Source organism: Mycobacteroides sp. LB1 (genome assembly GCF_013449725.1).
Lineage (GTDB): Bacteria > Actinomycetota > Actinomycetes > Mycobacteriales > Mycobacteriaceae > Mycobacterium.
On record NZ_JACCFF010000001.1, the window covers coordinates 2,180,446 to 2,207,314 of the forward strand.

21 protein-coding genes are annotated in these 26,869 nt (G+C 65.9%); 13 read left to right on the forward strand and 8 right to left on the reverse strand.

What is annotated here, in order from left to right:
* Positions 1-52 precede the first annotated feature (52 nt).
* From MLB1_RS10475 to pdhA, 3 genes are read right to left on the reverse strand one after another with little or no spacing between them, the layout of a single operon-like run.
* A complete protein-coding gene (locus MLB1_RS10475; RefSeq protein ID WP_180749547.1) occupies positions 53-1,336 on the reverse strand; it encodes a dihydrolipoamide acetyltransferase family protein in 1,284 nt (427 codons plus the stop codon).
* Positions 1,337-1,352: 16 nt separating this feature from the next.
* On the reverse strand, positions 1,353-2,324 hold the full coding sequence (locus tag MLB1_RS10480) for an alpha-ketoacid dehydrogenase subunit beta (RefSeq protein ID WP_180749823.1): 972 nt from the start codon (positions 2,322-2,324) through the stop codon (positions 1,353-1,355).
* 11 nt (positions 2,325-2,335) lie between these two features.
* Positions 2,336-3,421 (reverse strand): pyruvate dehydrogenase (acetyl-transferring) E1 component subunit alpha, encoded by a 1,086-nt coding sequence (gene pdhA / locus MLB1_RS10485; protein WP_180749548.1) that lies wholly within the window; start codon positions 3,419-3,421, stop codon positions 2,336-2,338.
* A 168-nt stretch (positions 3,422-3,589) separates the two neighbouring features.
* On the opposite strand from pdhA, the gene MLB1_RS10490 reads away from it, so the two are divergent.
* Positions 3,590-4,063 carry an Lrp/AsnC family transcriptional regulator gene (locus tag MLB1_RS10490; RefSeq protein WP_180749549.1) on the forward strand — a complete coding sequence of 158 codons (474 nt, stop codon included), beginning with the start codon at positions 3,590-3,592 and terminating at the stop codon, positions 4,061-4,063.
* On the opposite strand, the gene MLB1_RS10495 is transcribed toward MLB1_RS10490, so the two are convergent.
* Positions 4,064-5,404 carry a glycogen debranching protein gene (locus MLB1_RS10495; RefSeq protein ID WP_180749550.1) on the reverse strand — a complete coding sequence of 447 codons (1,341 nt, stop codon included), beginning with the start codon at positions 5,402-5,404 and terminating at the stop codon, positions 4,064-4,066. It lies immediately after the preceding gene.
* A 120-nt stretch (positions 5,405-5,524) separates the two neighbouring features.
* Here MLB1_RS10495 and MLB1_RS10500 point away from each other — a divergent pair, with 120 nt between their 5' ends.
* Positions 5,525-6,190 carry an SDR family oxidoreductase gene (locus tag MLB1_RS10500; RefSeq protein WP_180749551.1) on the forward strand — a complete coding sequence of 222 codons (666 nt, stop codon included), beginning with the start codon at positions 5,525-5,527 and terminating at the stop codon, positions 6,188-6,190.
* Here MLB1_RS10500 and leuS read toward each other — a convergent pair.
* Positions 6,187-9,066, reverse strand: coding sequence for a leucine--tRNA ligase (gene leuS / locus MLB1_RS10505; protein ID WP_180749552.1), 2,880 nt, complete (start codon positions 9,064-9,066; stop codon positions 6,187-6,189). The genes MLB1_RS10500 and leuS overlap by 4 nt on opposite strands.
* A 189-nt stretch (positions 9,067-9,255) precedes the next feature.
* Between leuS and MLB1_RS10510 the strand changes: the two genes are divergently transcribed.
* The 4 genes from MLB1_RS10510 to MLB1_RS10525 all read left to right on the forward strand — a co-directional run bounded on the left by MLB1_RS10510 (position 9,256) and on the right by MLB1_RS10525 (position 13,017).
* Positions 9,256-10,239 (forward strand): LpqN/LpqT family lipoprotein, encoded by a 984-nt coding sequence (locus tag MLB1_RS10510; RefSeq protein ID WP_180749553.1) that lies wholly within the window; start codon positions 9,256-9,258, stop codon positions 10,237-10,239.
* Between the two features lie 39 nt (positions 10,240-10,278).
* Complete coding sequence (locus MLB1_RS10515) at positions 10,279-10,644, forward strand: hypothetical protein (protein ID WP_180749554.1); 366 nt, start codon at positions 10,279-10,281, stop codon at positions 10,642-10,644.
* Between the two features lie 127 nt (positions 10,645-10,771).
* A complete protein-coding gene (locus MLB1_RS10520; protein ID WP_180749555.1) occupies positions 10,772-12,148 on the forward strand; it encodes a hypothetical protein in 1,377 nt (458 codons plus the stop codon).
* Positions 12,149-12,183: 35 nt separating this feature from the next.
* A complete protein-coding gene (locus tag MLB1_RS10525; protein ID WP_180749556.1) occupies positions 12,184-13,017 on the forward strand; it encodes a DUF4393 domain-containing protein in 834 nt (277 codons plus the stop codon).
* A 19-nt stretch (positions 13,018-13,036) separates the two neighbouring features.
* Here MLB1_RS10525 and MLB1_RS10530 read toward each other — a convergent pair whose 3' ends face one another.
* Positions 13,037-13,663 (reverse strand): YqgE/AlgH family protein, encoded by a 627-nt coding sequence (locus MLB1_RS10530; RefSeq protein WP_180749557.1) that lies wholly within the window; start codon positions 13,661-13,663, stop codon positions 13,037-13,039.
* 143 nt (positions 13,664-13,806) lie between these two features.
* Here MLB1_RS10530 and MLB1_RS10535 point away from each other — a divergent pair, with 143 nt between their 5' ends.
* From MLB1_RS10535 to MLB1_RS10545, 3 genes are read left to right on the forward strand one after another with little or no spacing between them, the layout of a single operon-like run.
* Complete coding sequence (locus MLB1_RS10535) at positions 13,807-15,168, forward strand: MFS transporter (protein ID WP_180749558.1); 1,362 nt, start codon at positions 13,807-13,809, stop codon at positions 15,166-15,168.
* A complete protein-coding gene (locus tag MLB1_RS10540) occupies positions 15,152-15,931 on the forward strand; it encodes a TIGR03084 family metal-binding protein (RefSeq protein WP_180749559.1) in 780 nt (259 codons plus the stop codon). Before MLB1_RS10535 ends, MLB1_RS10540 begins: the two co-directional genes overlap by 17 nt.
* A gap of 39 nt (positions 15,932-15,970) precedes the next feature.
* A complete protein-coding gene (locus MLB1_RS10545; protein ID WP_180749824.1) occupies positions 15,971-17,122 on the forward strand; it encodes an acyltransferase in 1,152 nt (383 codons plus the stop codon).
* On the opposite strand, the gene MLB1_RS10550 is transcribed toward MLB1_RS10545, so the two are convergent.
* Positions 17,090-17,638 carry a pullulanase gene (locus tag MLB1_RS10550; RefSeq protein WP_180749560.1) on the reverse strand — a complete coding sequence of 183 codons (549 nt, stop codon included), beginning with the start codon at positions 17,636-17,638 and terminating at the stop codon, positions 17,090-17,092. The genes MLB1_RS10545 and MLB1_RS10550 overlap by 33 nt on opposite strands.
* A 167-nt stretch (positions 17,639-17,805) precedes the next feature.
* On the opposite strand from MLB1_RS10550, the gene MLB1_RS10555 reads away from it, so the two are divergent.
* The gene (locus tag MLB1_RS10555) at positions 17,806-18,552 is read left to right on the forward strand and encodes a TSUP family transporter (RefSeq protein ID WP_180749825.1); all 747 of its coding nucleotides are present in this window, start codon (positions 17,806-17,808) and stop codon (positions 18,550-18,552) included.
* A 22-nt stretch (positions 18,553-18,574) separates the two neighbouring features.
* Here the strand turns inward: MLB1_RS10555 and MLB1_RS10560 are convergent, their stop codons facing one another.
* On the reverse strand, positions 18,575-20,014 hold the full coding sequence (locus tag MLB1_RS10560) for a CCA tRNA nucleotidyltransferase (RefSeq protein WP_180749561.1): 1,440 nt from the start codon (positions 20,012-20,014) through the stop codon (positions 18,575-18,577).
* A 62-nt stretch (positions 20,015-20,076) separates the two neighbouring features.
* Here MLB1_RS10560 and MLB1_RS10565 point away from each other — a divergent pair, with 62 nt between their 5' ends.
* Genes MLB1_RS10565 through murJ form a run of 3 tightly spaced genes read left to right on the forward strand, consistent with a single transcriptional unit; the run spans position 20,077 to position 26,620 of the window.
* A complete protein-coding gene (locus MLB1_RS10565) occupies positions 20,077-20,889 on the forward strand; it encodes an NUDIX hydrolase (protein WP_358148949.1) in 813 nt (270 codons plus the stop codon).
* Positions 20,886-23,234, forward strand: coding sequence for a DUF6049 family protein (locus MLB1_RS10570; protein WP_255485646.1), 2,349 nt, complete (start codon positions 20,886-20,888; stop codon positions 23,232-23,234). The genes MLB1_RS10565 and MLB1_RS10570 overlap by 4 nt, the downstream gene beginning before the upstream one ends.
* On the forward strand, positions 23,231-26,620 hold the full coding sequence (gene murJ, locus MLB1_RS10575; protein WP_180749562.1) for a murein biosynthesis integral membrane protein MurJ: 3,390 nt from the start codon (positions 23,231-23,233) through the stop codon (positions 26,618-26,620). Before MLB1_RS10570 ends, murJ begins: the two co-directional genes overlap by 4 nt.
* Positions 26,621-26,869 lie beyond the last annotated feature (249 nt).

The window sequence follows — 26,869 nt, forward strand, 5'->3', positions numbered from 1 at the left end:
TCGGAACCATAGGTATCCCCGCACCCTCGAACCGGGTTTGCTAGAAGTGTAGCTACACCACCAGGGCCAGGCGCGGATCAGTGAGCATCGCGCCCAGATCCGCGAGGAATCTCGATCCCTGCTCACCGTCGACCAGCCGGTGGTCGAAGGACAGCGCCAGCGTGGTGACGTCGCGGACCGCGAGTTCTCCCTTCACCACCCAGGGGCGTTTGGCGACAGATCCCAGGGCCAGGATGGCGGCCTCGCCCGGATTGATGATCGGAGTGCCCGCGTCGACGCCAAACACCCCGATGTTGGTGAGCGTGAACGTTCCTGCCGTCATATCGGCGGGAGCGGTCTTGCCCTCGCGTGCGGTGATCACCAACTGTGCGATGGCGGCGGCCAGTTCATGCAGTGACATCGCGTTAGCGCTCTTGATGTTCGGCACCACCAGACCGCGTGCGGTGGCGGCCGCCAGTCCGAGGTTCACATAGTGCTTGACGACAATCTCACCGGCCTGCTCATCCCAGCTGGAGTTGAGCGAGGGATGCGATCGCAGAGTCAGCAGCACCATCCGCGCCACCAGGGTCGTCGGCGTGAGTTTGAGGTTCGGGTACTTGACCTTCAGTTCTGCGAGCAGCTCCATCGTCGCGGTCATGTCGACCGTGAGGAATTCGGTGACATGCGGCGCGGTGAAGGCGCTACGAACCATCGCGGCGGCGGTGTGCTTCCGGATGCCCGCGATGGTTATCCGCGTCTCCCCTCCCACCGGCGCCGCAAGGCCGGCCACCTCCGGTGCCGACACCCGGATCACAGGCTCCGGCACGGCCTGCGCCGTGAGGCTCCGAGTGTGGGCCTCCACATCCTGTCGGGTGATGCTGCCCCCGATACCCGTCCCGCTGATGTGTTCGAGAGCCACACCCAGTTCGGCGGCGAGCTTGCGGACCGACGGCTTGGCAGCCGGTAGAACAGTCTCCGGCGCGGGCGCCTCGGCAGGTTCCACGAGGGCGAGAGCGGCCGACCCCGCTCCTGTCACGCGACGACGCCGCCGCGTCTGGCCACTCGATTCCGACGGACCGTAGCCGACAAGGTTGGCGGGCTGGTCGGGTTCCGCGCCGGCCACCTCGATCGAGATCAATGGCGAACCCACCGCAATAGTGGAGCTCTCGGTCGCCTCCAGGGCCACTACCGTCCCCTCGTACGGGGACGGTAGCTCGACCATCGCTTTGGCAGTCTCCACATCGGCGAGCACCTGGTTCAGCTTCACCTCGTCGCCGACCTTCACCTTCCAGGTGATCAGATCGGCTTCGGTGAGCCCCTCGCCGAGATCCGGGAGTAGAAACTGTTTGACTGCCATGGATTTCGTCCCCTCCCTACGCGGCCATGGCGCGGTCGACGGCGTCCATCACTCGTTCGGCGTCGGGCAGATAGTGGTGCTCCACCTTGTTGGCGGGGTACGGAAGGGCGAAGCCGCCAACCCGCAGCACCGGCGCCTCAAGATGGTAGAAGCACCTTTCGGTGATGCGCGCCGCGATCTCTGCGCCCAATCCCATGAACACCGACGCCTCGTGAACCACCACCAACCGTCCGGTCTTGCGTACCGAAGCTTCCAGGGTGTCGAAGTCAACGGGTGAGAGGGAACGCAGATCCACGACCTCGATCGATATTCCCTCCTCGGCCGCCATTTCCGCGGCGGCGGAGGCAACGGCGACCATCGGCCCGTACGCGGCAATAGTGGCCCCAGTACCGGGCCGGACGATGCGCGCGGAGGAGAGAGGCAGCGGTTCGGCCCCTCCCGCGCTATCCAGGATCACCTCACCCTTCTCCCAGTAGCGGCGCTTGGGTTCGAAGAAGATCACCGGGTCGTCACACGCGACGGACTGGCGGATCATGTCGTACGCGTCCTGCGGCGAGCTGCAGGACACCACCCGCAAGCCGGCGGTGTGCGCGAAGTAGGCCTCCGGAGACTCCGAATGGTGTTCCACCGCACCGATACCGCCGCCGAACGGGATGCGGATGGTCAGTGGCATGCCCACTGCACCCTTGGTGCGGTAGTGCAGCTTCGCAACCTGACTGACGATCTGGTCGAAGGCGGGGTACACGAAGCCGTCGAACTGGATCTCGCACACCGGGCGGTATCCACGCATCGCCAAACCAACTGCAGTACCGATGATTCCAGACTCCGCGAGCGGTGTATCAATGACACGGTGGTCGCCGAAGTCCTTCTGCAGCCCGTCGGTGACCCGGAAGACGCCGCCGAGCTTGCCGACGTCCTCGCCCATGACGATCACCTTGTCGTCGTCCTCCAGGGCCGCCCGCAGGCCCGCATTCAGGGCGCCGGACATGGTCATTCTGGTCATGATGCTGCCTCCTCGAATCCGGCCAGGTACTCCAGGTAGTCGCGCCGTTCCGCGGCGACAAGCGAATGTGGTTCTGCGTACACGTGGTTGAACATGTCGGCGGCAGTCGGCTCGACCGTGCCGAGACAACCGGCACGCATGTCCGCGGCCACCGTGTCGGCCTTGGCCGCAATGCGCTGTTTCTCCGACTCACTCAGCGCCCCATGGCTCTCCAGGTACTTCTGCACCCGCGACAGCGGATCCTTGGCGCGCCATTCGTCGAGCTCCGCGGCGTTGCGGTACTTAGTCGGATCGTCGGAAGTGGTGTGCGGCCCCATACGGTAGGTGACGGCTTCGATAAGGGTGGGTCCGCTGCCCTCTCGGGCGCGCCGTAACGCCGACCGTGTTGCGGCCATCACGGCAAGCACATCGTTCCCGTCGACCTGGATTCCCGGGATGCCGAATCCTATGCCGCGGGCCGCCAGCGGCAGCTGGCTCTGCACTCGGACGGGCTCACTGATGGCCCACTGGTTGTTCTGACAGAAGAAGACAACGGGGGCACCGAAGCTCGACGCGAAGGCGAAAGCCTCCGAGACATCCCCCTGGCTGGTGGCGCCATCGCCGAAGTACGCAATGACTGCGGTGTCCGAGCCGTCGAATTTGGCCCCCATCGCGTATCCGGTGGCGTGCAGGGATTGTGCCCCGACGATGATCGCCGGTGCAGTGATGTTGTGGTCGCGGGGATTCCAGCCCGATTGTGTGGAACCGCGCCAGAACTGCAGCATGGCGGTGGGTTCGACACCACGGCAGTAGGCGACGCCGTGCTCACGGAAACTGGTGAAGGCGAAGTCGTCGTGCTCCAGTGCGCGCGCGGAGCCAACCTGTGCGGCCTCCTGGCCCAGCAGCGGCGCCCACAGCGCTAGCTCGCCCTGCCGCTGCAGTGCCGTGGCCTCGGTGTCGATGCGCCGCACCACGACCATGTCCTCGTACAGCGCCCTCAGCTGGGCCAGACCTTCCTCGTCCAGGACATCGCTGATCAGCGGCGTGTACGCCGGATTCTCGACCCGGTTGCCGTCCGGATCCAGAAGCTGGATGGTCTCCATAACCGCCTCGCCTCGCTAACGATGTGGTGCACCGCCAATGGATGACTGCCACCTTGTGGGTGTGCCATGCCTCACAGTGCATCAGATAGTCATACTGCGCAACCGATGCGTGTCGCATTGAGCATTCTGCGCATATTTGTTGGGCCATTCTGTGCGATACTGCGCGCTATGACCACTCTGGACGCCACTGATGCGAAGCTGTTACTCGCGCTCACGCAAACACCCCGCGCGTCCGGGGTCGAGCTGGCGCAGCGGCTCAATCTGTCGCGCAACACCGTGCAGGCGCGGCTAACCCGCTGGGACCAACACGAGGCGCTGGCCGGGATCGACCACCAGATCGTGCCGCGCGCGATGGGCTATCCGATGACCGCGTACGTCACCGCGCGCATCGACCAGCACCAACTGAAGGCCATCGGGGTGGCCCTCGCCGACGTGCCGGAGGTGGTGCAGGTGCACGGCCTCGCGGGCGCCGACGACCTGATGATCAAGGTGGTGGCCGTCGACAGCGACGACCTGTACCGGATCGCCGGAAACATCCTCGATATCCCCGGCATCGCCCGGACCTCGATCGCGATTGCGATGCACGAGTTGGTGGCATTCCGGATGACACCACTGCTGAGGCGTCTCGCCGGTGCTGAGTGACTAGCCGAGCCAGTCCAGAACTGCTGCGGCCGTCCAGGATTGCTGCATGCTGCCTAGGGGCGCGCCGGTGAAGGGCTCGTAGTACTCCGCGAACGACCCGTCGCCCGCTTGGCGTAATCCCTCCTGCCGCAACAGGAACGCACGCTCGCTCCATCCCCGCCGTTCGAACGCCCAACAGAACAGCCAGGTGAGCACCGGCCACACCGGGCCCCGCCAATACTCGCGCGGACGAAAGTCTCGCGACACCGGCGACGTCGAGGGCACCAGTGCATACCGCAGATCCGGGTGGCCACAGAACCGCGGCCCCTCCAACAGTCTCAGCAGTGCCAGCTCCCGCGGGCGCGGTAGACCGCCGGAGAGCAGCGGCGCGAACATCGCCACTGTATCGGTCGCCACCCACTTGCCGGTCTTGACGTCGAAATCCCTTGCCGCACCGTTACGTTCCTCGGTAGTATCGAGAACTCCGCGTCGAAACCGGTCGGCCCAGCCGTGCAGCTCTCGCACATCGGCGTGCGGCCGGGCGTGCTCCTCGCCGATGGTGGCCAACACTTCGCAGGCCACCGAGAAGATCGCCGAGACGAACACGTCCTCCATGACAAAGCTCATCGCGTCGGGCAGTCTCGCGTCGTCGTACCGCACCGATTTCATCTCTTCCAGCAGCCACAGGTACACGTCGTACTCGGAGTCCTTGGGGCGCTGCGACGGATCGGTGACGATCGCGGTGTCCTCGCGCACATACGCCGGCAGCTCGCCCGGAACTACGTTGGCGTAGGCCGCATCCCAACGCGGAGAGTTGTCCATCCCCGATTCCCACCCGTGATACAGAGTGATTCGACCGTGCCCGTTCTGGTCCCGTGTCTCGGCGAGCCAACGGTGCCACCGCATGAGATCGGCCCAGCGCCGGTCCAGGAATGCCTCGGCAACACCCCGCGCACTACGACCTCGACGGCGCGCGTGATCCAAGATGCGTTGTACCGCAATGGCATGTACGGGTGGTTGGGTGATCCCCGAGGTTTGGTATCCCGATGGCGCGTTCGCTGCCAGCTCTGAGGTCCGCCAGCGAGCGGGTCCGGGAAAGTACCCGTCGACCCCGTTGGCGAAGACGATATGCGGGATCATCCCGTTGGCCCATTGCGCCGAGAGCAGCGTGTCCAGTTCCGTGACCGCCCGTTCGACGCTCAGCGGCGCGAGCCCCACCGCCACGAATGCCGCATCCCAGCTCCACATGTGCGGGTACAGCTTGGGCGCGGCACTGGTCATCGTCCCCCGGTCATTCCCCCTGAGCAGGTATGCCGCGCGTGCGGCTAGCTGCGTGGGGGTGAACATCGGGTGGGATGGCATCCGTCCATTGTGGGGTGTACCCGACCATTCCCTCTCGTCGAATATCGACTTTTGGTGCGAAAGTGCGAGTAGAACCCGCCAAAAGTCGACATCCGGCATAAGAGGGCTAACGTGACGCGCATGCCTCTCGCTCTCATCACCGGTGCAAGCGGCGGCCTCGGTACCGCCATCGCGCGTGCACTCGCTCCCACCCATGAGCTCCTCCTGGGAGGCCGCCCGTCCGCGCGGCTCGATGAGCTGGCCGGCGAACTGGATGCCACCGCGTGGTCGGTGGACCTGGGGGACGAGGACGCGGTACTCGCCGCCGCCACCGATATCGGCACACTTGACGTACTGGTGCACAACGCCGGTGTGTCCTATCCGGCGACGATTGCCGATTCGGCGCTGGGCGACTGGCGAAAGACGTTCGATATCAACGTATTAGCACCCGTTGCACTGACCAAGGCGCTCCTTCCCGCCCTCCGCGCGGCGCAGGGTGACATCGTGTTCATCAACTCCGGAGCGGGGATCAACGCGCACGCCGGAATAGGTTCATACTCGGCGAGCAAGTTTGCGCTGCGCGGCTTCGCCGATGTCTTGCGCGCCGAGGAGCCCGCGCTGCGGGTGACCTCGGTACATCCCGGCAGGATCAGCACGCCCATGCAACAGGAGCTCACCGAACACGAAGGGCGCACATACAACCCGGACGAGTACATGCGCCCCGAGTCCGTCGCACAACTAGTCGCCGATGCCGTGAACCTGCCACGTGACGCCCGTGTTCACCAGATCGTGGTGCGCCAGAACTAGACGACCAGGTTCACCATGCGGCCCGGCACCACGATGACCTTCTTCGGGGTGACGCCCGCCAGGAACTCCAGCACCTTCTCCTCCGCAAGTGCCGCCGCCTCGATATCGACGGCCGGTGCGTCGGCAGCCACCGTGATGCGGCCACGCACCTTGCCGTTCACCTGAATCGGATACTCGACGGTATCGGCCACCAGCCATCGCTCATCGGATACCGGGAAAGGTCCGTGGGCCAGCGACTCGTCACGGCCCAGCTGGCTCCACAGCTCCTCGGCCAGGTGCGGCGCCAGCGGAGCCAGCATGAGCACCAGCGGTTCCACCGCGGCCCGCGGGGCACCCTCCGGGTACTCCTTGGTCAGGTGATTGGTGTACTCGATCAACTTGGCGGCCGCGGTGTTATTACGCAGCCCCGCATAGTCTTCCGTGACACCCGCGATGGTCTTGTGCAACACCCGCAGGGTGCCTTCGCTGTTCGACTCATCCAGGTTGCCTTCAGAGACGCGGATCTTGCCGGTCTCCTCGTCGACGACCGCGCGCCACACCCGCTGCAGGAAACGGTGCGCACCCACCACATCCTTTGTCGCCCAAGGGCGGGACAGCTCCAGTGGACCCATCGACATCTCGTACACGCGCAGCGTGTCGGCGCCGTAGTTCTCGCAGATGTCATCGGGTGAGATCGAGTTCTTCAGGCTCTTACCGATCTTGCCGAACTCTTGATTTACCTCGGCCCCCTGGTAGAAGAACTTTCCGTTCTCCTCGACCACCTCGGCGGCCGGCACGTACATCCCCCGCGAGTCGGTGTAGGCGTGGGCCTGGATATAGCCCTGGTTCAGCAGGCGCCGGTACGGCTCGCGTGAGCTGACATGCCCGAGGTCGTACAGCACCTTGTGCCAGAACCGCGAATACAGCAAGTGCAGCACAGCATGCTCCATGCCGCCGACGTACAAGTCGACCCCGCCCGGGTCGTCCGGGCCGTGCTCGGCCGGGCGCGGACCCAACCAGTATGCCTCGTTCTCCTTGTCGCAGAACGCTTCCGCATTGTCCGGATCGGCGTAGCGCAGCTCGTACCAGGAGCTGCCCGCCCACTGCGGCATCACATTGGTGTCGCGGGTGTAGTGCTTGAACCCATCCCCCAGGTCCAGCTCGACATTCACCCAGTCAGTGGCCTTGGACAACGGCGGCGACGGCTCCGACGCTGCGTCATCCGGATCGAAGGACACCGGTGCGTAGTCCTCGACCTCGGGCAGTTCGACCGGCAACGTGCCATCGGCCAACGCGTGCGGTCGCCCATCCTCGTCGTAGACGATCGGGAACGGCTCGCCCCAATAGCGTTGGCGCGCAAAGAGCCAGTCGCGCAGTTTGTATTCGATGCGCGATTCACCGCGCCGGTCGATGACCAGTCTGCGCGTCACCTCGGCCTTGGCCACATCGACGTCCAGCCCGTTCAGGTAGTCGGAGTTCACCAATGCACCATCGCCCGTGTATGCGGCCTGGGTGATATCTCCGCCGGAGATCACCTCTCGCACAGGCAGACCGAAGGCGTTGGCGAAGTCCCAGTCACGCTGGTCATGGCCCGGCACCGCCATGATGGCCCCGGTGCCGTAGCCAACCAGCACATAGTCGGCGATGAAGATCGGCGCCGGATCCCCGCTCACCGGATTGGTGGCGTACGCGCCCGTGAAGACGCCCGTCTTTTCTTTGTTCTCTTGACGTTCCAGATCACTCTTGGCGGCAATGGAGCGACGGTATTCCGCGATCGCCGCGCGCGGTGACTCCTGCCCGCCGGTCCACCGCGCATCGGTCCCGTCCGGCCAGGTGTCCCCGACCAGCGCGTCGACCAGCGGGTGTTCGGGGGCCAGCACCATGTAGGTGGCGCCGAAAAGCGTGTCGGGTCGGGTGGTGAACACCTCGATATCGCCCGCACCCGGCCGACCTTCTACGGCGAACAGCACCGAAGCACCCTGGGACCGGCCGATCCAATTGCGCTGCATGGCCTTGACCTTGTCGGGCCAGTCCAGGAACTCCAGGTCATCGATCAGCCGGTCGGAGTACGCGGTGATCCGCATCATCCACTGCCGCAACCGCTTACGGAATACCGGGAAGTTCCCGCGCTCGCTGCGACCATCCGAGGTGACCTCTTCGTTGGCCAGCACGGTGCCCAGTCCCGGACACCAGTTGACCACTGAATCCGATTGGTAAACCAGGCGATACGAGTCGACGAGATCCGCCTGCTCACCGGCACTCAGCTCGTCCCACGCCCCACCGTTGGTGGGCTTACGTGCACCTGAATCGAATTCGGCGACCAGCTCACGAATGGGACGGGCCCGCTGAGCGTCGGTGTCGTACCAGGCGTTGTAGATCTGCAGGAAGATCCACTGCGTCCACTTGTAGAAGCCGACGTCGGTGGTGGCGAAGCTGCGGCGTGAATCGTGGCCCAGGCCGAGCCGCCCCAGCTGGCGTTTGTAGTTGACGATGTTCGCCTCGGTTCGCACCCGCGGATGGGTGCCGGTCTGCACCGCGTACTGCTCGGCAGGCAGCCCGAATGCGTCGAACCCCAGCGCGTGCAGCACGTTGGCGCCGCGCATCCGATGGAACCGGGCGTAGACATCCGTCGCGATATAGCCCAGCGGGTGTCCGACATGCAGACCGTCACCCGACGGATACGGGAACATGTCCTGGACAAACATCTTGTCCGCGGGAACCGGTGTGCCATCGGTGGGTGCGAGCGATCCCACCGGGTTCGGTACGTGAAAGGTGCCGCGGTCGGCCCAGTCCTGTTGCCAGCGACGCTCGATCTGCCCGGCGAGCTGCGCGGTGTAGCGATGCTCGGGGGTTTCTCCAGAAGTACTGGCGGTGGGATCCTGCTGGGCTTCACTCACCCGTCAAGGGTAAAGGCGGCAGCTCAGGGACTGAAATCGCCGGTTTGGCGACGAGAGTTCATCACTCTGGTCACAATCCGGCCACTTCCGGGGGTGTCCGGGGTGGTTTCTCAGCTGCGCTCACTAACTTCGGGATCGCCACAAGACAACCTCACACCACGCACTGGACAGATCCGGAGGGACCAAAAGGTGACGACCATACGGTATTCAGTCAGATTCGCGGCGGCCACGATCTCCGTCGCGGCGCTGCTCGTCGGGACTGCCGCCGTGGCGCTGGCCGACCCGCAGCCGGTACCCGTGCCTCCCGCACCGGTGGCCACTCCGAACGCGGCCACCTCGGCTCCCGTCCCACCGGCGGCGACTCCCAATGCCCCGGCTGCCCCGAATGCCGCGGCGGCGCCCGCCGCGGCCACGAATCCGTTGCAGCCTGCGGCCCCGATCAACGGGGTGGCACCCGCTGCCGAAGGCACTCTGGCGGAGTTCTTCACATCCAAGAACGTCAAGCTGGAACCGCTGACCAAGAACAGCCATGGCGGCCCACGTATCACTATCCCCGTCCCGAGCAACTGGGCGGACGTGCCGGACCCCAACGTCCCCAACGCCTACCAGGTGATTGTCAGCAAGGCCAACGGCACCGGGCTGTACCAGTCCAACGCGCAGGTCCTGATGAGCAAGCTCGTCGGCGAATTCGATACCAACGAGGCCGTCTCGCACGGCCCTGTTGAGGTCAGGGGCTTGCAGGGCTGGCAGCCGACCGACGCCTCGCTGGTCACCTACCAGGGCTTTCCGTCCTCAGTTGTGGAGGGCACCTTCCGCCAGGACGGTGAAACCCTCAACACCTCACGCCGTGCCGTGATCATCACGCAGGGCAAGGACCGGTACCTGGTTCAACTCGCCGTCACCACCACCGTCGGCAACGCCATCGCCGAGGCCCCGGCCACCGACCTGATCGTCAACGGGCTACGCTTCGGGGATGCCGCACCGGTCACGGCGCCGGTAGCCGATCCCAATGCCCTCGCCGATCCGGATGCCCTGCCGGCAGCACCCCTGACGCCCGCTCCGGGAGCACCCGCGGACCCCAACGCACCGCCTGCTCCGGCACCGGGTATCCCCGGTCTGCCGCCCCTGCCCACCCTGCCTCCGCTTGTGCCTCCGGCGCCGCCCGCGGCATAACCTTTTCGACGCCGATCTGACACCCCTTAAACTGAGCGGGTGCTGACCGCCGCTATCGTGACCATTGCCCTCGCCGGGCTGCTGGCTGCGCTGGCGGCAGCGGCGTTCCTGCGCGCACCGCACGGCAGCCCGCAGCGCATGATGGCACCGGCTCAGGCCGCGGCCGCGGTCATTCTTGTGCCCGGCGCTGTCGCCGCGTTATTCGGCTCCACCACAATCGGTTTGGTGGGGCTGTTGGTGTGCTGCATTGCTGCCGTTGCGACGGTGAGTGCGGCAGCGTGGCAGGTATCGCGGTACACCACCGCCGCACAACAAATGTCGTCATCCTCGGGCGGCTGCGGTAGTTCCTGTGCAGGATGCCCGAGCACCGCCGCACGCGGCTCATCCGTGTGCGCACGGCCCTAACGTGTCCACTCTTTAGACACCGCCGCCACGACCTCATCGGAATCTGAGCGGTATTCGCCCACGTCCGCCCCTTTTTTGGTGTGATGTCTCCGAACACTCGCAGACGAGTGTGGTCAGAAAGGGAGCCGTGAAAGACACCAAACAGATGGTGAAGTTCATCTTCGTTGGTGTTCTCACCCTCGTTTCCGGTATCGCTGCATACATCTATCGCGATGACCAGCTGATGGTGGATCTGCTCACCGTCCCCCTGTTCACCGGCATCATCGGGTACATCACCAACTGGACCGGTGTGCTGATGCTGTTCGCACCCTTGCGTTTCTACGGCTGGCGCATCCCTGGGTTACGCACGCTGTATGCGTTCCTGCCCCGGCGCGTGCAGGTGATCCCCGCCATCACCTCCGACGGACGGTTCGGATGGCAGGGCATCGTGCCGTCGCGCGCCGAGAAGATGGCCAGCATCGCCGTCGACAAGAGCCTGGCCAAGCTCGGCAGCATCTCGGATTTCTATGAGCAGCTCGAACCGGACCTCATAGCCAATCACCTTGCGCTGATTGCCAAGTCAGAGATTCGCAGCGTCATCACCAAGATCATGGAGCGGGAAAACCCGCAGCTGTGGCACAACCTGCCCCCGGCGCTGCGGGAAATGATGTTCAAGCGCATCGAGAACCAGCTGCCGCAGATCGTCAAGAACATGACCGACCAGATCGGCGAGAACATCGGGCAGCTGGTCGACGCCAAGCTGATGATCATCCGGTACCTCACCGCACATCCCAAGTTGCTCAACGACATCTTCCGGACCATGGGCACCAAAGAGCTGCAGTTCATGCAGAACTTCGGCTTCTACTTCGGCTACCCCATGGGCTTCGTTCTCGTCGGGATCCTGCATTCCGTTCCCCACCACTGGTGGACACCATGGATCGTGCTGCCACTGGGTGGAATCGTCATCGGGTACATCGTCAACTACCTCGGCATCACCATGATCTTCGAACCGGTTCACCCCAGTAAATGGGTGCCGTGGCGTCAGGGTCTGTTCATCAAACGCAAGGCGGAGATCTCGGAGGAATACGCGCGCACCATCTCCGAGAACGTCATCACCCTGGAGAACATCGGCAACGAGATGCTCAACGGGCCGCGTTCGGACCGCACTCGGCAGATGCTGGCCGACGGTATCCGGCCGGCACTCGAGCAGGCCCTCGGGCCCGCCCGCCGCGCCATCCGGGTGGCCGTCGGCCGGCGCCAGTACGACCAGATCACCGAATCCGTCACCCTCGAGGCAACCGGCTTTGCACCCCTTGCATTTTCCGATCCGGAATTCAACAAACAACGCCAGGGCAAAATCGGCTCGTTCGTCTCAACCCAGATGCACAAGCTCTCACTCGACGATTTCAACGAGTTGCTGCGCTCGGCGGTCAAACAGGACGAGTGGTTGCTGTTCGTGCACGGGGCCGTTCTCGGGGCCGCCGGCGGCCTGGCGCACCTGCTGATCTTCCCACCGGCGGGATGACACATGCCCGAAACGACCTGACAAGATGATGCCCGATGACCGATAACACGCCCGTCCCCGCGCACAACAATCGCCAGGTACGGCCAGATCGCGTAGTCCAGGGCGTCGCCATGCTGGCCGCGAAAACCTGGTGGCGCGGCGTGAAGTGGTCGGCAGATATCGCCACCACCACGGGCACCAAGATCATCGACGATGTGCGTGCCGGGCGGTCGGCCTCCGATATCGCGCTGTCGGCCACCGAGCACGTCCTGGGAGCCGTTCGCGATGCGCTGCAGCTGCCATCCGATTCGAGCGGGCTCTCGTTCGTCAAACCGCAACAACCCACCCCGTCACGGGTCACCATCGACATCACCGAATCGGGCTCCCCCGACTGTGATGAATTGCGGCGGCGCGGAGCCGAATTGCTGCGGCGTTCAGCAGATGTCAGTGACGTCGAGGACACCCATCCCGCCTATGCCCGGATTCTCAATCAGCTGGCACCCGATGAGGCGCGCATTCTGCGGTTCCTTGCCGCGCACGGCGCGCAACCGGTGGTGGACGTGCGCACCAGCCGTCCGTTCGACGTCGGCTCGGAGATGATCGCCGAGGGCCTATCGATGGTGGCCGAACGATCCGGCTGCCGCTACACCGACCGCAACAACGCGTACACCAATAATCTCGTGCGGCTCGGCCTGGTCCGCGCATCGACGGAAGCGGTTGCGGCCGAGCGCTATCAGGTGTTGGAGGTGCAACCGGATGTCGTCGCGGCCTGCCGACGCGCGGGCCGCGCACACAAGACCGTCCGCCGCAGCGTCCACCTGACGCCGTTCGGTGAGGACTTCTGCCGGGCCGTCATCCCACCGGATCCATCGGTGGGCGACGATCTCTAGGTCACGCGGCGCGTAAGGGTCAGTTGCGGCTGACGTCGATGGGGTGCGTCGCCAACAACGACAAAGGCAGCGGCTGCCGCCGCAGCACCTTGGCCCATAGGTCGGCACACGCATCGGTGAGCACATCGGACGGGAGCGCCGACAACACGATCCAGTCGTCGCGCTCGACCTCACCCTCCAGCTGACCGATCGTCCAACCCGAGTAGCCGGCGAAGACCCGGATGCCCTCGACCAGCGGGGCGATATCCTCGGGCTCGGCATCAAGATCGACCATGGCCATGCGGCCCGCCACATGACGCAGACCCTTCACGCCGTCAATGCTGACTCCGGCCCGGAGCGTCGCCAGACAGAGCGCCGCATCCCGCTTGACCGGACCGCCGATGAACATCGTCTTGGGCTTGCTGGCGAGCTTGGCCCACTGTGGCAGTACGTTGTACACCGCCGTCTCGCTGGCCCGGTTGAGCACCACGCCCAGCGTGCCGCCGTCATTGTGCTCGACGATGAAGATCACGCTGCGCCGAAAGGTCGGCTCGAAGAGATTGGTATTGGCGATCAGCAAGGTACCCGCGCGCAGGCGATGTGCGGGGGGCGCCATGTACCCCTCGCTGTATGCCTCGCCCTCATCGGGCTCGTCCCCATGCGCCACCTCAACATCATGACACCGTTTGCCGTTTCATGACTTGTGCTCGGCTAACCGCTACACATTTGTAGTGTGGGCGTTAAGTACTCTGCCTAATTCCTATCGCCAATTCCCTAGATGCCCCAGCCGACACCACGAAAGCGACTCACATGACTCCGCGCCACTCGCCGCTGAGTCTGTGGCGCGCGATCCACGATCTCCCCGACTTCGGGCGGCTCGTGTGGGTGCGGCTGCTCACCCAGTTCAGTGACGGCCTTTTCCAGGCCGGGCTTGCCGGTGCGCTGTTGTTCAACCCGGAGCGTGAGGCCGAGCCCTGGGCGATCGCCGGGGCGTTCGCGGTGCTGTTCCTGCCGTACTCGGCGATCGGTCCGTTCGCAGGTGCGCTACTGGACCGCTGGGACCGGCGCACCGTCCTGATCGTCGCCAACCTGATTCGCGTGCTGCTGGTGGCGCTCGTCGGCATCGAACTGGCCTTCAGCGCCGACGATGTGGTGCTGCTGCTGGGCGCGCTGATCGTCAACGGAGTCACCCGATTCGTGACATCGGGTCTGTCTGCGGCACTCCCCCATGTGGTGCCGCGGGATCAGGTCGCGACCATGAACTCGGTGGCCACCGCCGTCGGCGCCAGCGCCACCTTTGTCGGCGCCAATTTCATGCTGATGCTGCGGGCTGCCTTCGGCGCCGGAGACTTGGGCTCTGCCACAGTCATTTTCCTGGTGATCGTGCCTGCGACGGCGGCGGCGTGGGTCGCCTCCGGATTTTCCGGCGACCGGTTGGGCCCCGATGACACGGCGCGCGCCGTACACGGCTCGGCCTTCTATGCGGTGGCCACCGGATGGATCCATGGAGCGCGGACCATCGTCAACACACCGTCGGTGTTCGATGCACTCATCGGCCTCGCCGCACACCGATGGGTGTTCGGGATCAACACCCTGCTGGTGCTCGTCCTGGTACGCAATACCGAGTCGGTGTTCGCCGGGATCGGCGCGGCGGCATTGTTCCTGGCGTGCACCGGCATCGGCTCGTTCCTGGGGACGATCTCTACCCCCGCCCTGCTGCGGCGGTACGGCCGCGGGCGCACCCTCGGGATGGCGCTCGGCGGTGCGGTCGTCCTGCAGCTGTTGGCCTCGGGTTTGTACATGCCAATCCTGCTGGGTGCCGCGTTCGGTCTGGGAATGGCGGGGCAGGTGATCAAGCTGTCCGCCGATGTCGGGATGCAGACCAACGTCGACGATGCCCTCCGCGGACACGTTTTCGCCGTACAGGATTCGCTGTTCTGGGTGACGTTCACCGCCGCGATGAGCGTGAGCGCCGCCTTCATCACGCATGCGCACTGGCTGGCCCTCTCCGGAGCAGTGGTCTACTTGATCGGCCTGCTCGTGCATATGACCCGGACCCTTTGGCCCACTCCGGACCAGCCCGACACAGAAGCTCTGCCCACCCAGCCCGACCCTGAGTCTCTGCCCACCCAGCCCGACCCGGAAGGACCAACCCGTGACCTCGACCGCTGACGCAGTCATCGACGACCTGCGCGACGAGAGCGATGGGCTCGATGCCCTGGTGGCACCGCTGTCCGAACAAGGCTGGGCCCAGGACACTCCCGCGGCGGGCTGGACCATCGCCCACCAAATCGCCCATCTGCATTGGACCGATGCCCAGTCGCTGCTGGCCGTCACCGATCCGGATGGCTTCGCCAACGAGCTGCCCAAGGCGCTGGCCGACCCACTTGGATTCGTGGACAAGGCCGCCGAGGAAACCGCACAGACTCCGCCCGCCGAACTACTCATCCACTGGCGCGATACTCGAAACCAACTGCATGCGGCGCTGCGCGCGGTGCCGGACGGTGTGAAGATCCCCTGGTACGGGCCGCCGATGAGCTCGGCTTCCATGGGTACCGCACGCTTGATGGAGACATGGGCGCACGGCCTTGACGTCGCGGATGCGCTCGGGGTGACAACCGTACCGACCGCTCGCCTCAAATCCATTGCCCATCTTGGTGTTCGGACCCAAAACTATGCGTTCTCGGTGCATGGACTGCCTGCTCCCGCCGAACCGTTCCGGGTCGAGCTGATCGGCCCCGAGGGCGATGCGTGGATCTGGGGCCCCGAGGACGCGGCCCAGCGGGTCACCGGTTCGGCCCTCGACTTCTGCTACCTGGTGACCCAACGGCGTCCGCGGGCCGAGCTGGATCTACAGGCCATCGGCGAGGACGCCGAGAAATGGCTGTCCATTGGACAGGCATTCGCCGGACCTCCGGGTTCTGGTCGCGGATAGTTTTCGGTGTTCCATCGCCGGCTCTACCCCTCGGAGGCGATGTTCGCGGATAACCGCAGCACTGTCGCGTATTCGGCATTCGGAACCGGTGCGCTCGATATCGCAGCCCTGGCAACCGCCTTCCACGCGCTGTTGACGAGCCATCCTGTGCTGGCCGCCGAGATCATTCCCGCCGGAAACGGATACGCGTTGCAGCACGCTCCCCGCACGCCCGCGCTGCGGGTGGGAACATCCACCGCCCTACCACCGGAGGGCTTCGCCGTCGTCGACCCCGACGCGGTATGCGCCGTCGATGTGGCCCAGCACGGCAGTGACTTTCGGCTGACCTTGCTGACGCACCACAGCATCGCCGACGCCGCCGCCTCGCTGCGGTATCTGGAGGCGTTGTGCGCGTTCTACACCCACGTGGTCGAGACGGGCTCACCCGGGACCACCCCTTCGCATCCACTGGCCATGTCGCTGGAGCAGTTCCTCGCCGCCCGCGGGGTCGACATTCCGCGGCCTGACCAGACGACGCCACCGGAGCCCGCTTCGGAGGCCACCGCGGCCGTCCTGATGCGGCACGGACGCACCCGGCTGGGACGGGATGCCACCGCCCATTTGTTCGAGGTCGCACGCGCGTCCGGCCTCACCGTGCATGGAATCGTCTGTGCCGCGATCCTGCTTGCCGCGCACGATCTTTCATGCTCGGGCGGCCCCGTGCCGTTCAGCGTGGTGTCCTCGGTGGACCTGCGCACGCGAATCGGACCGCCCATCGCCGCCGAGGCCGGCACCGTCATCCAAGGCGCGGACACCGCAGCGATCGAGGTACTGCCGGAGGATGACCCTGTGCGCATCGGACGTGCGGTCCTGGGCTCCCTCGCAGATGGCCTTTCCCAACGCGCCGTGCATCAGGTCTTTCTGCGACCACGGGACATCTGGCGGCAACCCGTCACGAATCCTCTTATGGTCACCAACTGGGGGCGTATTCCCACTCTGCGTCTGCCGGAGGGCGTGCAGATTCACGACTTTCGCGCCTCCGCAAGCGGTTCACGCACCAGTCGGGCCGCGGTGGCTCCGCCGACTTTCTTCATCACCACCTGCGAGGGACGGCTCAGTCTCGACCATCCCACATGGGTGGCGGACGAGTCCGACCCCACGCTCGCATGGACAGGTGCGCTAGGGCGATCCTTCGACCGGATCCTCGGCTGACGGCCGCGGTGGTCCGAGGGGTCGCGACGCGTCGGCGGCTCCGTCCCCGTTGGTATCGGTGAGCTCGACATCCCAGCGGCCGTCGCCAGTCGTGTCGACGTACACAGCCACACCGGAATCGGTTGTACGGTAGGCTCTTTCGGCATCACCGTCGCCATCCATATCGAGCAGCCGCTCGGGTGTCCCGTCTCCGTCGAGATCGGCTGCGCCGCCGGGGTGTTCGATCCCGTCAAGGCCGAACCAACTGATCGATCCGCTTCGTTCCACGTGAAACACCCAGGTGCCCAGACCATCATCGGTGAAGTAGGTCTCGGGCGTGCCATCGTTGTCCACATCGAGGACGCTGTGATCGGCCGATCCGTCGCCGTCGGCGTCCCACATCATGTCGTCGAACACCCCGTCACCGTCGAAATCCAGCCGCACCGCATCCAGTACCCCGTCACCGTCCAGGTCAGCGTTGGGTGGCGCATCCCACGCGGTGACGATGCCGTCGCCCGCACCAAAGCAGTAGTCCATACCTGATATGAGCGCCCCGCCTGCGCGGCGGTTCCGTCGTCTTCGGGCATGTGGATAACCGCGGAGACAGAACGTGCGCTGATTTCGGTTCACATACGTGGGAGGGGAACTGCAGCTGTTTGGTTCCATCCGTAATCTCTGACCCCGTGGACGCCCCTACCCTCGCGCTGCTTCTCACCGCCGCGTCCGCCGCCGGCTGGGTCGACGCAGTGGTGGGTGGGGGCGGGCTCATCCTCATCCCGATACTGATGCTCATCTTCCCCGGGATGGCTCCCGCCACCGCACTCGGAACCAACAAACTCACCGCGCTGGCGGGTACCGCATCGGCCGCTATTCGGCTCTTCCCACAGACGCCCCTGAACTGGCGTCCGCTGCTCGGCGCCTTCGTCCTCGCGGCGGCCTTCGCCAGTGCCGGCGCCTACACCGCCTCGCGGCTACCGGCATCCGTCTTCAAGCCCGTGGTGCTCGTCCTGCTGGTGGCCGTGGGACTGTTCGTCGCGACGCGTCCCCAATTCGGAACCACGGAGGCCGACACCCCCCGTACCAAGGCCGCCACCCTGACCGCACTCACCACTGCCGCCGTCCTCATTGCGTTCTACGACGGCATCATGGGCCCGGGCACCGGGACATTCATGATCATCGTGTTGACCGCCGTCGCGGGGATGACGTTCCTGGAGAGCTCGGCCACCGCGAAGGTGCTCAACTCGGGAACCAATGTCGGGGCGCTCATCGTCTTCGCGTCCCAGGGGCACGTGCTGTGGCTGCTCGGGCTGGCCCTCGGCCTCGCGAACATCGCGGGTGCCCAGCTTGGCGCACACATGGCACTTGGGCGCGGAGCCGGATTTGTCCGCGTGGTGCTGCTGGTGGTCGTCGTGGTGATGGTGGGCAAGCTGGGCTACGACATGCTCGGCTGACCGGACACACGAGCAAGCGGGGCTAGCCGCTGCGACCCGCCCACCACTCGCGCAGAGCCTCGACCGCCTCGTCATGATCGAGCGGACCCCGCTCCAGCCGGAGCTCCTTCAAGAACCGCCACGCCTCCCCGACAATCGGCCCGGCCGGCACACCCAACAGCTCCATGATCGCGTTACCGTCGAGATCGGGCCGCACCCGCGCCAGATCCTCCATGGCCGCCAGCTCGGCGACGCGCTGCTCCAGCCCGTCGTAGTTGGCCTGCAGCCGGGCCGCGCGTCGCTTATTGCGCGTGGTGCAGTCAGCGCGCACCAGCTTGTGCAATCGCGGCAACAACGGCCCGGCATCGGTGACGTACCGGCGCACCGCCGAATCGGTCCACTTGCCGTCCCCGTACCCGTGGAACCGCAGATGCAGATACACCAGCTGCGAGACGTCTTCGACCATCTGCTTGGAGTACTTGAGCGCACGCATCCGCTTACGCACCATCTTGGCGCCGACGACCTCGTGATGGTGAAAGCTCACGCCACCGCCGTCCTCGTGCCGGCGGGTGGCCGGCTTACCGATGTCGTGCAGGAGCGCCGCCCACCGCAGCACCAGATCGGGGCCATCGTCCTCAAGATCCACTGACTGTTCCAGCACCGTCAGCGAGTGTCGATACACGTCCTTGTGCTGGTGATGCTCATCGATGGTCAACTGCATCTCACCGACCTCAGGCAGCACCACCGCACCGAGCCCGCTCTCCACCAGCAGATCGATTCCGGCGACCGGATGCGCGCCCAGGATCAACTTGTCCAGTTCGGCCTGTACCCGTTCAGCGGTGATCCGACCCAACTGATCGGCCATCTCGGTCAGCGCCTTACCCACCCGCGGCGCCACCGCGAAACCAAGCTGAGAGACGAACCGGGCCGCCCGCAGCATCCGCAGCGGGTCGTCACCAAAGGAGATCTCGGGAGCCGACGGGGTATCCAGTACCCCCGTACGCAGCGCCTCCAAACCGTCCAGCGGATCGCAGAACTCCCCGGGTCCGTCCGGCCCGATCTTGACCGCCATCGCGTTCACGGTGAAGTCCCGGCGCACCAGATCGCCGCGGAGGCTGTCGCCGAACACCACCTCTGGGTTCCGCGTCTGCTGGTCATAGCTGTCGCTGCGGAACGTGGTGATCTCCACCCGCTGCCCCTTGCGCGCCACCCCGATGGTGCCGAAAGCGATGCCGGTGTCCCAGATGGCCTCGGCCCAACCCGTCACCAGTTCCTGCACCTGCTCGGGGCGGGCATCCGTGGTGAAGTCCAGATCGGTGCCTGCCCTGCCCAGGACGGCGTCACGAACACTCCCGCCCACCAGGTACAGGCTGAAACCCGCCGAATCGAAGAGTGCCCCCAACTCCGACAGCATCTTCTTGTGCCGGTTCAGGGTCACCAGGGCGGTGGCCAACAGCTCGGCGGTCGGTATCGATTCGGGCACGTCGGGCAGCCTACCGGCGCGTATCGCGAGGGCTCTCAGTAGCGGGAACTACCATCACATGGGTGTCTGACTCCTCCGGCGGTTCCCGCACGGGTGGGTCGTCGGACGAGCCCAACGGCTCAGCGCGCGGCAGGGGGTCGCGCCGCGGTCGGCGCAACCGATCGCAGGGTCGCGCACAGGGCCGGGCGCAAGGCGCCCCCACTCCGACGCCCTCCCCTACAGCTGGCGGGGCTCATGGAACCAGCGGGGCCAAGGGCTCCGACGGAAAAGGTCGTGGGCGCGGGCGGGCGAAGGGCGGCACCGCGGGAACCTCGCTGCGTACTGTCCGCGAAACCTCGGCGGGCGGTCTGGTGATCGCCGGGATCGACGGCCCCAAGAACGACCAGGTCGCCGCCCTGATCGGACGGACCGACCGCCGCGGCCGGATGCTGTGGTCGCTGCCCAAGGGCCATATCGAACAGGGCGAGACAGCCGAGCAAACTGCCATCCGCGAGGTGGCCGAGGAGACCGGAATCCGCGGCAGCGTGCTGGCCGCACTCGGCAGCATCGACTACTGGTTCGTCACCGAGGGCCGCCGCGTACACAAGACCGTGCACCACTACTTAATGCGCTCCCTGGGCGGCGAGCTGTCCGATGACGATGTCGAAGTCACCGAGGTCGCCTGGGTTCCTCTCGACGAGCTGCCCACCCGCCTGGCATACGCCGACGAACGACGTCTGGCCGAGGTGGCCGGAGACCTCATCGACAAACTGCACTCCGGGGGCCCCGCGTCCCTGCCACCCCTGCCCCAATCCTCGCCGAGGCGCCGTCCTCAAACGCACTCCAGCACGCACAGGACACCCGGCCGGCGTACCGGCCGCGGACCACAACAATGAGACGACTCACCCCTCGCAGCGCCACGCGCGTGACAGCGGTGCTTGCCGTCCTCGCGCTTGTCCTGCTCGGCACTCCCTGGTCGACGCCACGCGCCCATGCCTACCGCGACGGGCAATTCCTCAAGGTCCTCATCGACGAAGTGACACCACAAACCGTCACGACCGCCGATCCGACGGTGACGGTGCGGGGCACAGTGGCCAATGTCGGCGATCGCCCCGTCACCGACGTGGTGGTCCGGCTGGAACGCGCCGACGCCGTCGCCACCCGTGCCGAGCTGCGCGCGAATCTGCACGGCCGCCACGACCAGTTCCGCCCCGTCGGCGAATTCGTCACCGTCGCAGGGACTCTCGAACAGGGGCAGCAGCGTCCCTTCACACTCGCCTTCCCGCTGCGCGGGGGTACCGGACCCACCTGGAACATCGACAAACCCGGGGTATATCCCGCCCTCGTGAACGTCAACGGCACCCCGGATTACGGGGCCGCCGCGCGGCTCGACGACGCGCGTTTCCTGCTACCGATTCTCGGGGTTTCGCCACCGGCCGGTGAGTCCCCCGAACCGGAGGTCGCCCCCGATACCTCTCGCCCGGTAGGCCTCACACTGCTGTGGCCCCTGGCCGACCGTCCCCGGCTCGCGCCCGGCCAGCCCGGCGGCCCCACACCGGTGCGGCTGCTGGACGATCAGCTTGAGCGGTCCCTTTCCCCCGGAGGTCGGTTGGACGCGCTGCTGGGCGCCCTGGAGTTCGCCACCGACGCTGCCGTCGACCCCAAGGGAGATCTGGGCCGCACGGTCTGCATGGCGATCGACCCCGATCTGCTGGTGACCGTGAACGAAATGACGCTCGGCTACCAGGTTCTCGACAATTCGGCCGATCCCACCGGTCCCGTACATCCCGGTACCGGACAGGGGCTTGCCGCCGGGTGGCTCGACCGGCTGCGCGCACTGGCAAAACGCACGTGTGTCACACCGCTGCCCTACGCCCAGGCCAGCCTCGATGCGGTCGCACAAATGGCCGACGAGGGCCTGTCCCATCAGGCCACCACCGCCGCAGCGGATGTCCTCGACCAGATCCTGGGAATCGGAAGCCTGCGCGGCGCCACCCTCCTTGGGGACGGCCACCTTTCGAATGCAAGCATCGACCTGCTCACCGGACAAGGGCCCACCGTCGCCGTGTCCGCCCTGCCCTCGGACCAGGAGACACCGCCCGATTTCACCCCTCGCCGGGTATCCGACACCGTCGTGGCGGCACCCTTCGACCCGTCGGTGGGCGCCGCGCTCAGCGCGGCCGGTCGCGCGCCGACCACCCCCGAATACGTGCCCCAGTCGCTCCGGTTTGCGCTGCAACACGATTCGCGTGTCGCGCGAATGCAGGATGCGCTCGGGGCGATGGCCTGGCAGGCGCTCACCCCCCAGGAGACCCCCCGCCAGACGATCCTCCTGCCTGCGGCCACCTGGGATCTGTCCGATGGCGAGGCCCGCGCGATCCTGTCTGCCGCATCCACCCTCCTGCACGCCGGACTCGCAATACCGCGTCCGCTGCCAACGGTCATCGGCGAGGACCGCGCGGGCGCCCAGGCCAATCCGGTGGACACCGCGTATGGGGTGGCTTCGTCCGGCAGCGTGGATGATTGGGTGTCACAGCAGCTGGGTGACGAGGTCCGCCGACTGTGGGGACTCACCGCAGCGCTGACCGTGGACGCCCGCACCGGACTCACGGGCACCCAGTACACCGATCCGCTGCGTCAGGACGCCCTGCGGGCCGTGAGCCAGAGCGTGCCGTCGGATGCGCGTGACGACACCGCCCGGGAACGGCTCGCGGCCATCCGCCACACGGTCAGTGATCTGTTCAATGCCGTCACCGTCGTCAATCCGGGTGGTTCCTACACACTGGCCACCGAGCACAGCCCGCTGCCGTTGGTGCTGCGCAACGAACTTCCGGTGCCGATCAGGGTCACCCTTCGCGCCGAAACGCCGGCCGGCATGAGCGCGACCGATGTTGGTGTACAAGAGATTCCGCCCGGGTACCTGCCGGTGAAGGTCCCCGTGGAGGTCAACGTGTCACAGCGCATGGCTGTCGACGTGACGCTGCACACGCCCGACGGCCTGCCCTTGGGCGATCCCGTGCGTCTCTCGGTGCACTCCAACGCGTACGGCAAGCTGCTGTTCTTCATCACCATCAGTGCCGCCACGGTGCTCTTCGCGTTGACGGGCCGGCGTCTGTGGCACCGGTTCCGCGGTCAGCCCGACCGCGCAGACCTCGACCGGGGTGATGAGGCCCCCGCAAGCGGGAGGGACCCCCAGCTGGCGCGAAGAGCGACGGGCCCTGATGAATCGCGGCACCCGTGAGAGAGCCGCTCGACCCGTTGCCCGATCCCGAATCCGACGACACGATCGACGAGCTGTCCGACGCAGCGGTCGTCGCGCATTCCGGCTCCATGGCAGTGGCGACCCTGGTCAGCCGCGTCACCGGATTTATCAAACTGCTGTTGATCACGGCCGCCCTCGGCGCCGCATCCGCCAGCGCGTTCTCGACCGCCAACCAGCTGCCGAACATCATTGCCGCACTGGTGCTCGAGGCCACCTTCACCGCCATATTCATCCCGGTGCTCACCCGCGCGGAACGGGAGGATGCCGACGGCGGACAGGCCTTCGTCCGCAAGCTGCTGACCATCGTGACGACGCTGCTGTTGGTCACGACGACGCTGTCGGTCCTGGCCGCACCGCTGCTCGCCTCACTCATGCTCGGTAGCGACCCGAAGGTCAGCACGCCGTTGACCACCGCGCTGGCGTATTTACTTCTCCCGCAGATCTTCTTCTACGGGCTGTCCTCGGTGTTCATGGCGATCCTCAATACCCGCAATGTATTTGGTCCACCAGCGTGGGCTCCGGTGTGGAACAACGTCGTCGCGATCGTCACCTTGATCCTGTTCTGGCTGATGCCCGGCGAGCTCACCCTCGACCCGACGCGGTTGAGCGATCCCAAACTCCTGGTGCTGGGCATCGGCACCACGCTCGGTGTGGTGGCGCAGGCCGCGGTGCTGGTGCCCGCGGTCCGGCGCCAACAGATCCCCCTGCGGCCACTGTGGGGGCTCGACGACCGCCTCAAACAGTTCGCCGGTATGGCCGCTGCCATGTTCGCGTATGTGGCCATCAGCCAGCTGGGGTTCGTTATCACGAACCGGATTGCCGCCGGCGCAGCCGATTCCGGCCCCATCATCTACAACCAGACCTGGATGATCCTGCAGCTGCCATACGGGGTGGTCGGCGTCACCATTCTCACCGCGATCATGCCCCGGCTCAGTCGGAACGCGGCCGCTGAGGACATCGGTGCCGTACTCGGTGACATGTCTCTGGCCACCCGGCTGACGATGACTGTGCTGATTCCGGTGGTGGCGGTGATGACCGTCGGCGGTCCGGCGATGGGACCCGCGCTATTCGCCTACGGGAATTTCAGCCTCGCTTCCGCACATTATCTGGGGCTATCCATCGCGCTGTCGGCATTCACTCTCATTCCGTACGCCCTTGTACTGCTACAGCTCCGGGTGTTCTATGCGCGCCACGAGGCCTGGACGCCCACGCTGATCATCATCGCGATCACCACGGTGAAGATCGTCGCCTCGGTCATCGCACCGCACCTCACCGACGATCCGCGCATGGTCGCCGGTTATCTCGGCACCGCCAACGGCATCGGCTGGGTGGTGGGCGCCATCTGTGGATACCTGCTGTTGCGCAGAAGTATGGGACGCACCGCCGGGCCGCTCATCGCACCGGAGGTGGCCCGTACGGTTCTGGTCTCGCTGGCTGCCTCTGCGACGGCGGCGGCCATCGGCCTGGCCATCGACCGCGGATTCGGCCTAGATCTACTCACCCTGCGCGGCGGCGGCCTGGGCTCGATTCTGCGGCTGGCCATCCTCGGCATCGTCATGCTCGGCGTCACCTTTGCGCTCATGGTGGCGGTCAAGCTGCCAGAGGCGCTTAGCGTGGTTTCTGTGTTGCAGCGCCTCCTGGGTCGTCGCCAGGGATCGGGCGCCAATGATCACGCTTCGGTCATGCCCAACTCCCCGGCGCCATCCCTGCCGTACCCTGATACCGCAAACAAACCACCGCGCGGGGACGGTGCCGACGCGAGGAAGGGCAGGGCCGTGACCGACACTCCCGGATCATCTACCCGGCCTGTTCCTACCCAGTCTCCTTCCGGGGGTGCTCTCTCCACACCCGTGATGCCCGGTGCTCGCATCGCGGACGGTCGCTACCGCCTGCTGACATCGCACGGTGGCCCGGAAGGGCTGCACTTCTGGCAGGCTACCGATACCCAGCTGAATCGACCGGTGGCTCTCACCATCATCGACGGAACCGTGTTCAGCCCCGATCAGGTGCAGGAAGTCCTGTCGAATACCTTGCGGCTCAGCAAGATCGAATCTTCGGGCCTCGCCCGCGTGCTGGATGCCGTACGCGAGGGAACCGGTGGCATCGTTGTCGCGCAATGGGTCCGCGGCGGTTCGCTGCGCGAGGTCGCCGACACCCAACCGTCCGCCGTTGGTGCCAGCCGGGCGGTCCGGTCCTTGGCAGAGGCTGCTGACGCGGCCTTCGAGGCCGGGTCGGCGCTGAGCATCGACCACCCCGACCGCGTGCGCATCAGCATCGATGGGGACGCCGTGCTGGCGTTCCCCGCCACCCTGTCCTCGGCGAGCGCGGACGAGGACGTGCGCGGCCTGGGCGCCGCCCTGTATGCGCTGACCACCCGCCGCTGGCCGCTGGCCGAGACCGGCCAACCCAGCGGGCTGGCCACCGCCAGCCGGGCTCCGGACGGTCGACCGGTCGAGGCGCGGGTCGTCGTGCCCACCGTCCCCGCAGCGATTTCCGATGTGGCCGCACGCGCGTTGAGCGATGACCCCGCTTCCGCCGCCGGCCTCCTCGACGAATTGGAATCGGCCGTCGCGAGCGTCGACCACACAACCATGCTCGAACCTGCGGCCGCGGCATCCACGCAGGCGCTGGACATCGGCCGCCCCCGCGGGTTCCAGGGTCCGGCGGACGCAGCTGACGACGACGAGGAGCCCGAGGATTCCGAAGACGAGGACGATCCGGAGGATGCGGCCCGCCACCGCAAGATCTTCCTGATCGGTCTCGGCGTGGTCGGGGTCCTCGTCATCACCCTGTGCATCGCGCTGGGTGTCTGGGTCACGCGGATCTTCGGAGACGTCGGGCCTCTCGACAAGATCAACATCGGGATCGGATTGCCGACCCAGTCCTCGAACGGCGACACAGCGGCGGCGGGTAGCCCTGCCAAGATCACCCAGGCAACCGTGTTCCCCCCAGGGCCCGACGCGGATCAGCCGGGCAAGGTGGGCATGGCGGTGGACGGCAACGCCTCCACGTCGTGGACGACCGATACCTACACCGACGCCGATCCCTTTCCGACGCTCTTCAAACCCGGGGTGGGCCTGCTGCTCGATCTGCAGTCCGCCAGCGCTCTGAGCAGCGTCACCATCGAATCGCACAGTGTCGGAACGCAAGTGCAGATACGGTCTGCCGACTCGGCCACACCGGCCTCCGTCAACGACACCAAGGAGATTTCCGCCACCACCACGCTGCAGCCCGGCAAAACAACGATTCCCATCACCAGCAGCTCAAAGGTCTCTCATGTGCTGGTGTGGATCAACAAGCTGGGCTCCACCAACGGTGATCACCATGCGGAGATCAGCGAAATCACCGTCTCAACGGCGTCCTAGCTGCGCGGTCGTCTGCCAGTCGAGCAATTACCGAAAGGCCTTCGGTATCGATCCCGCAATTACAGCCCTATATTTTTCGCGGTAGTTGAAACCCGATGGCAACCTCGAAATTGTCCGTTGAACTGCGGTTCATGTTGTTCAGTTACGCGTATCACTGTTACCGATTGTTGAAACTTGTATAACAGTTTGCTACAGGGGCGTCCCGTGGTCGACGACACACCACATTTTTGATTACTGTGCGCGTGTGGG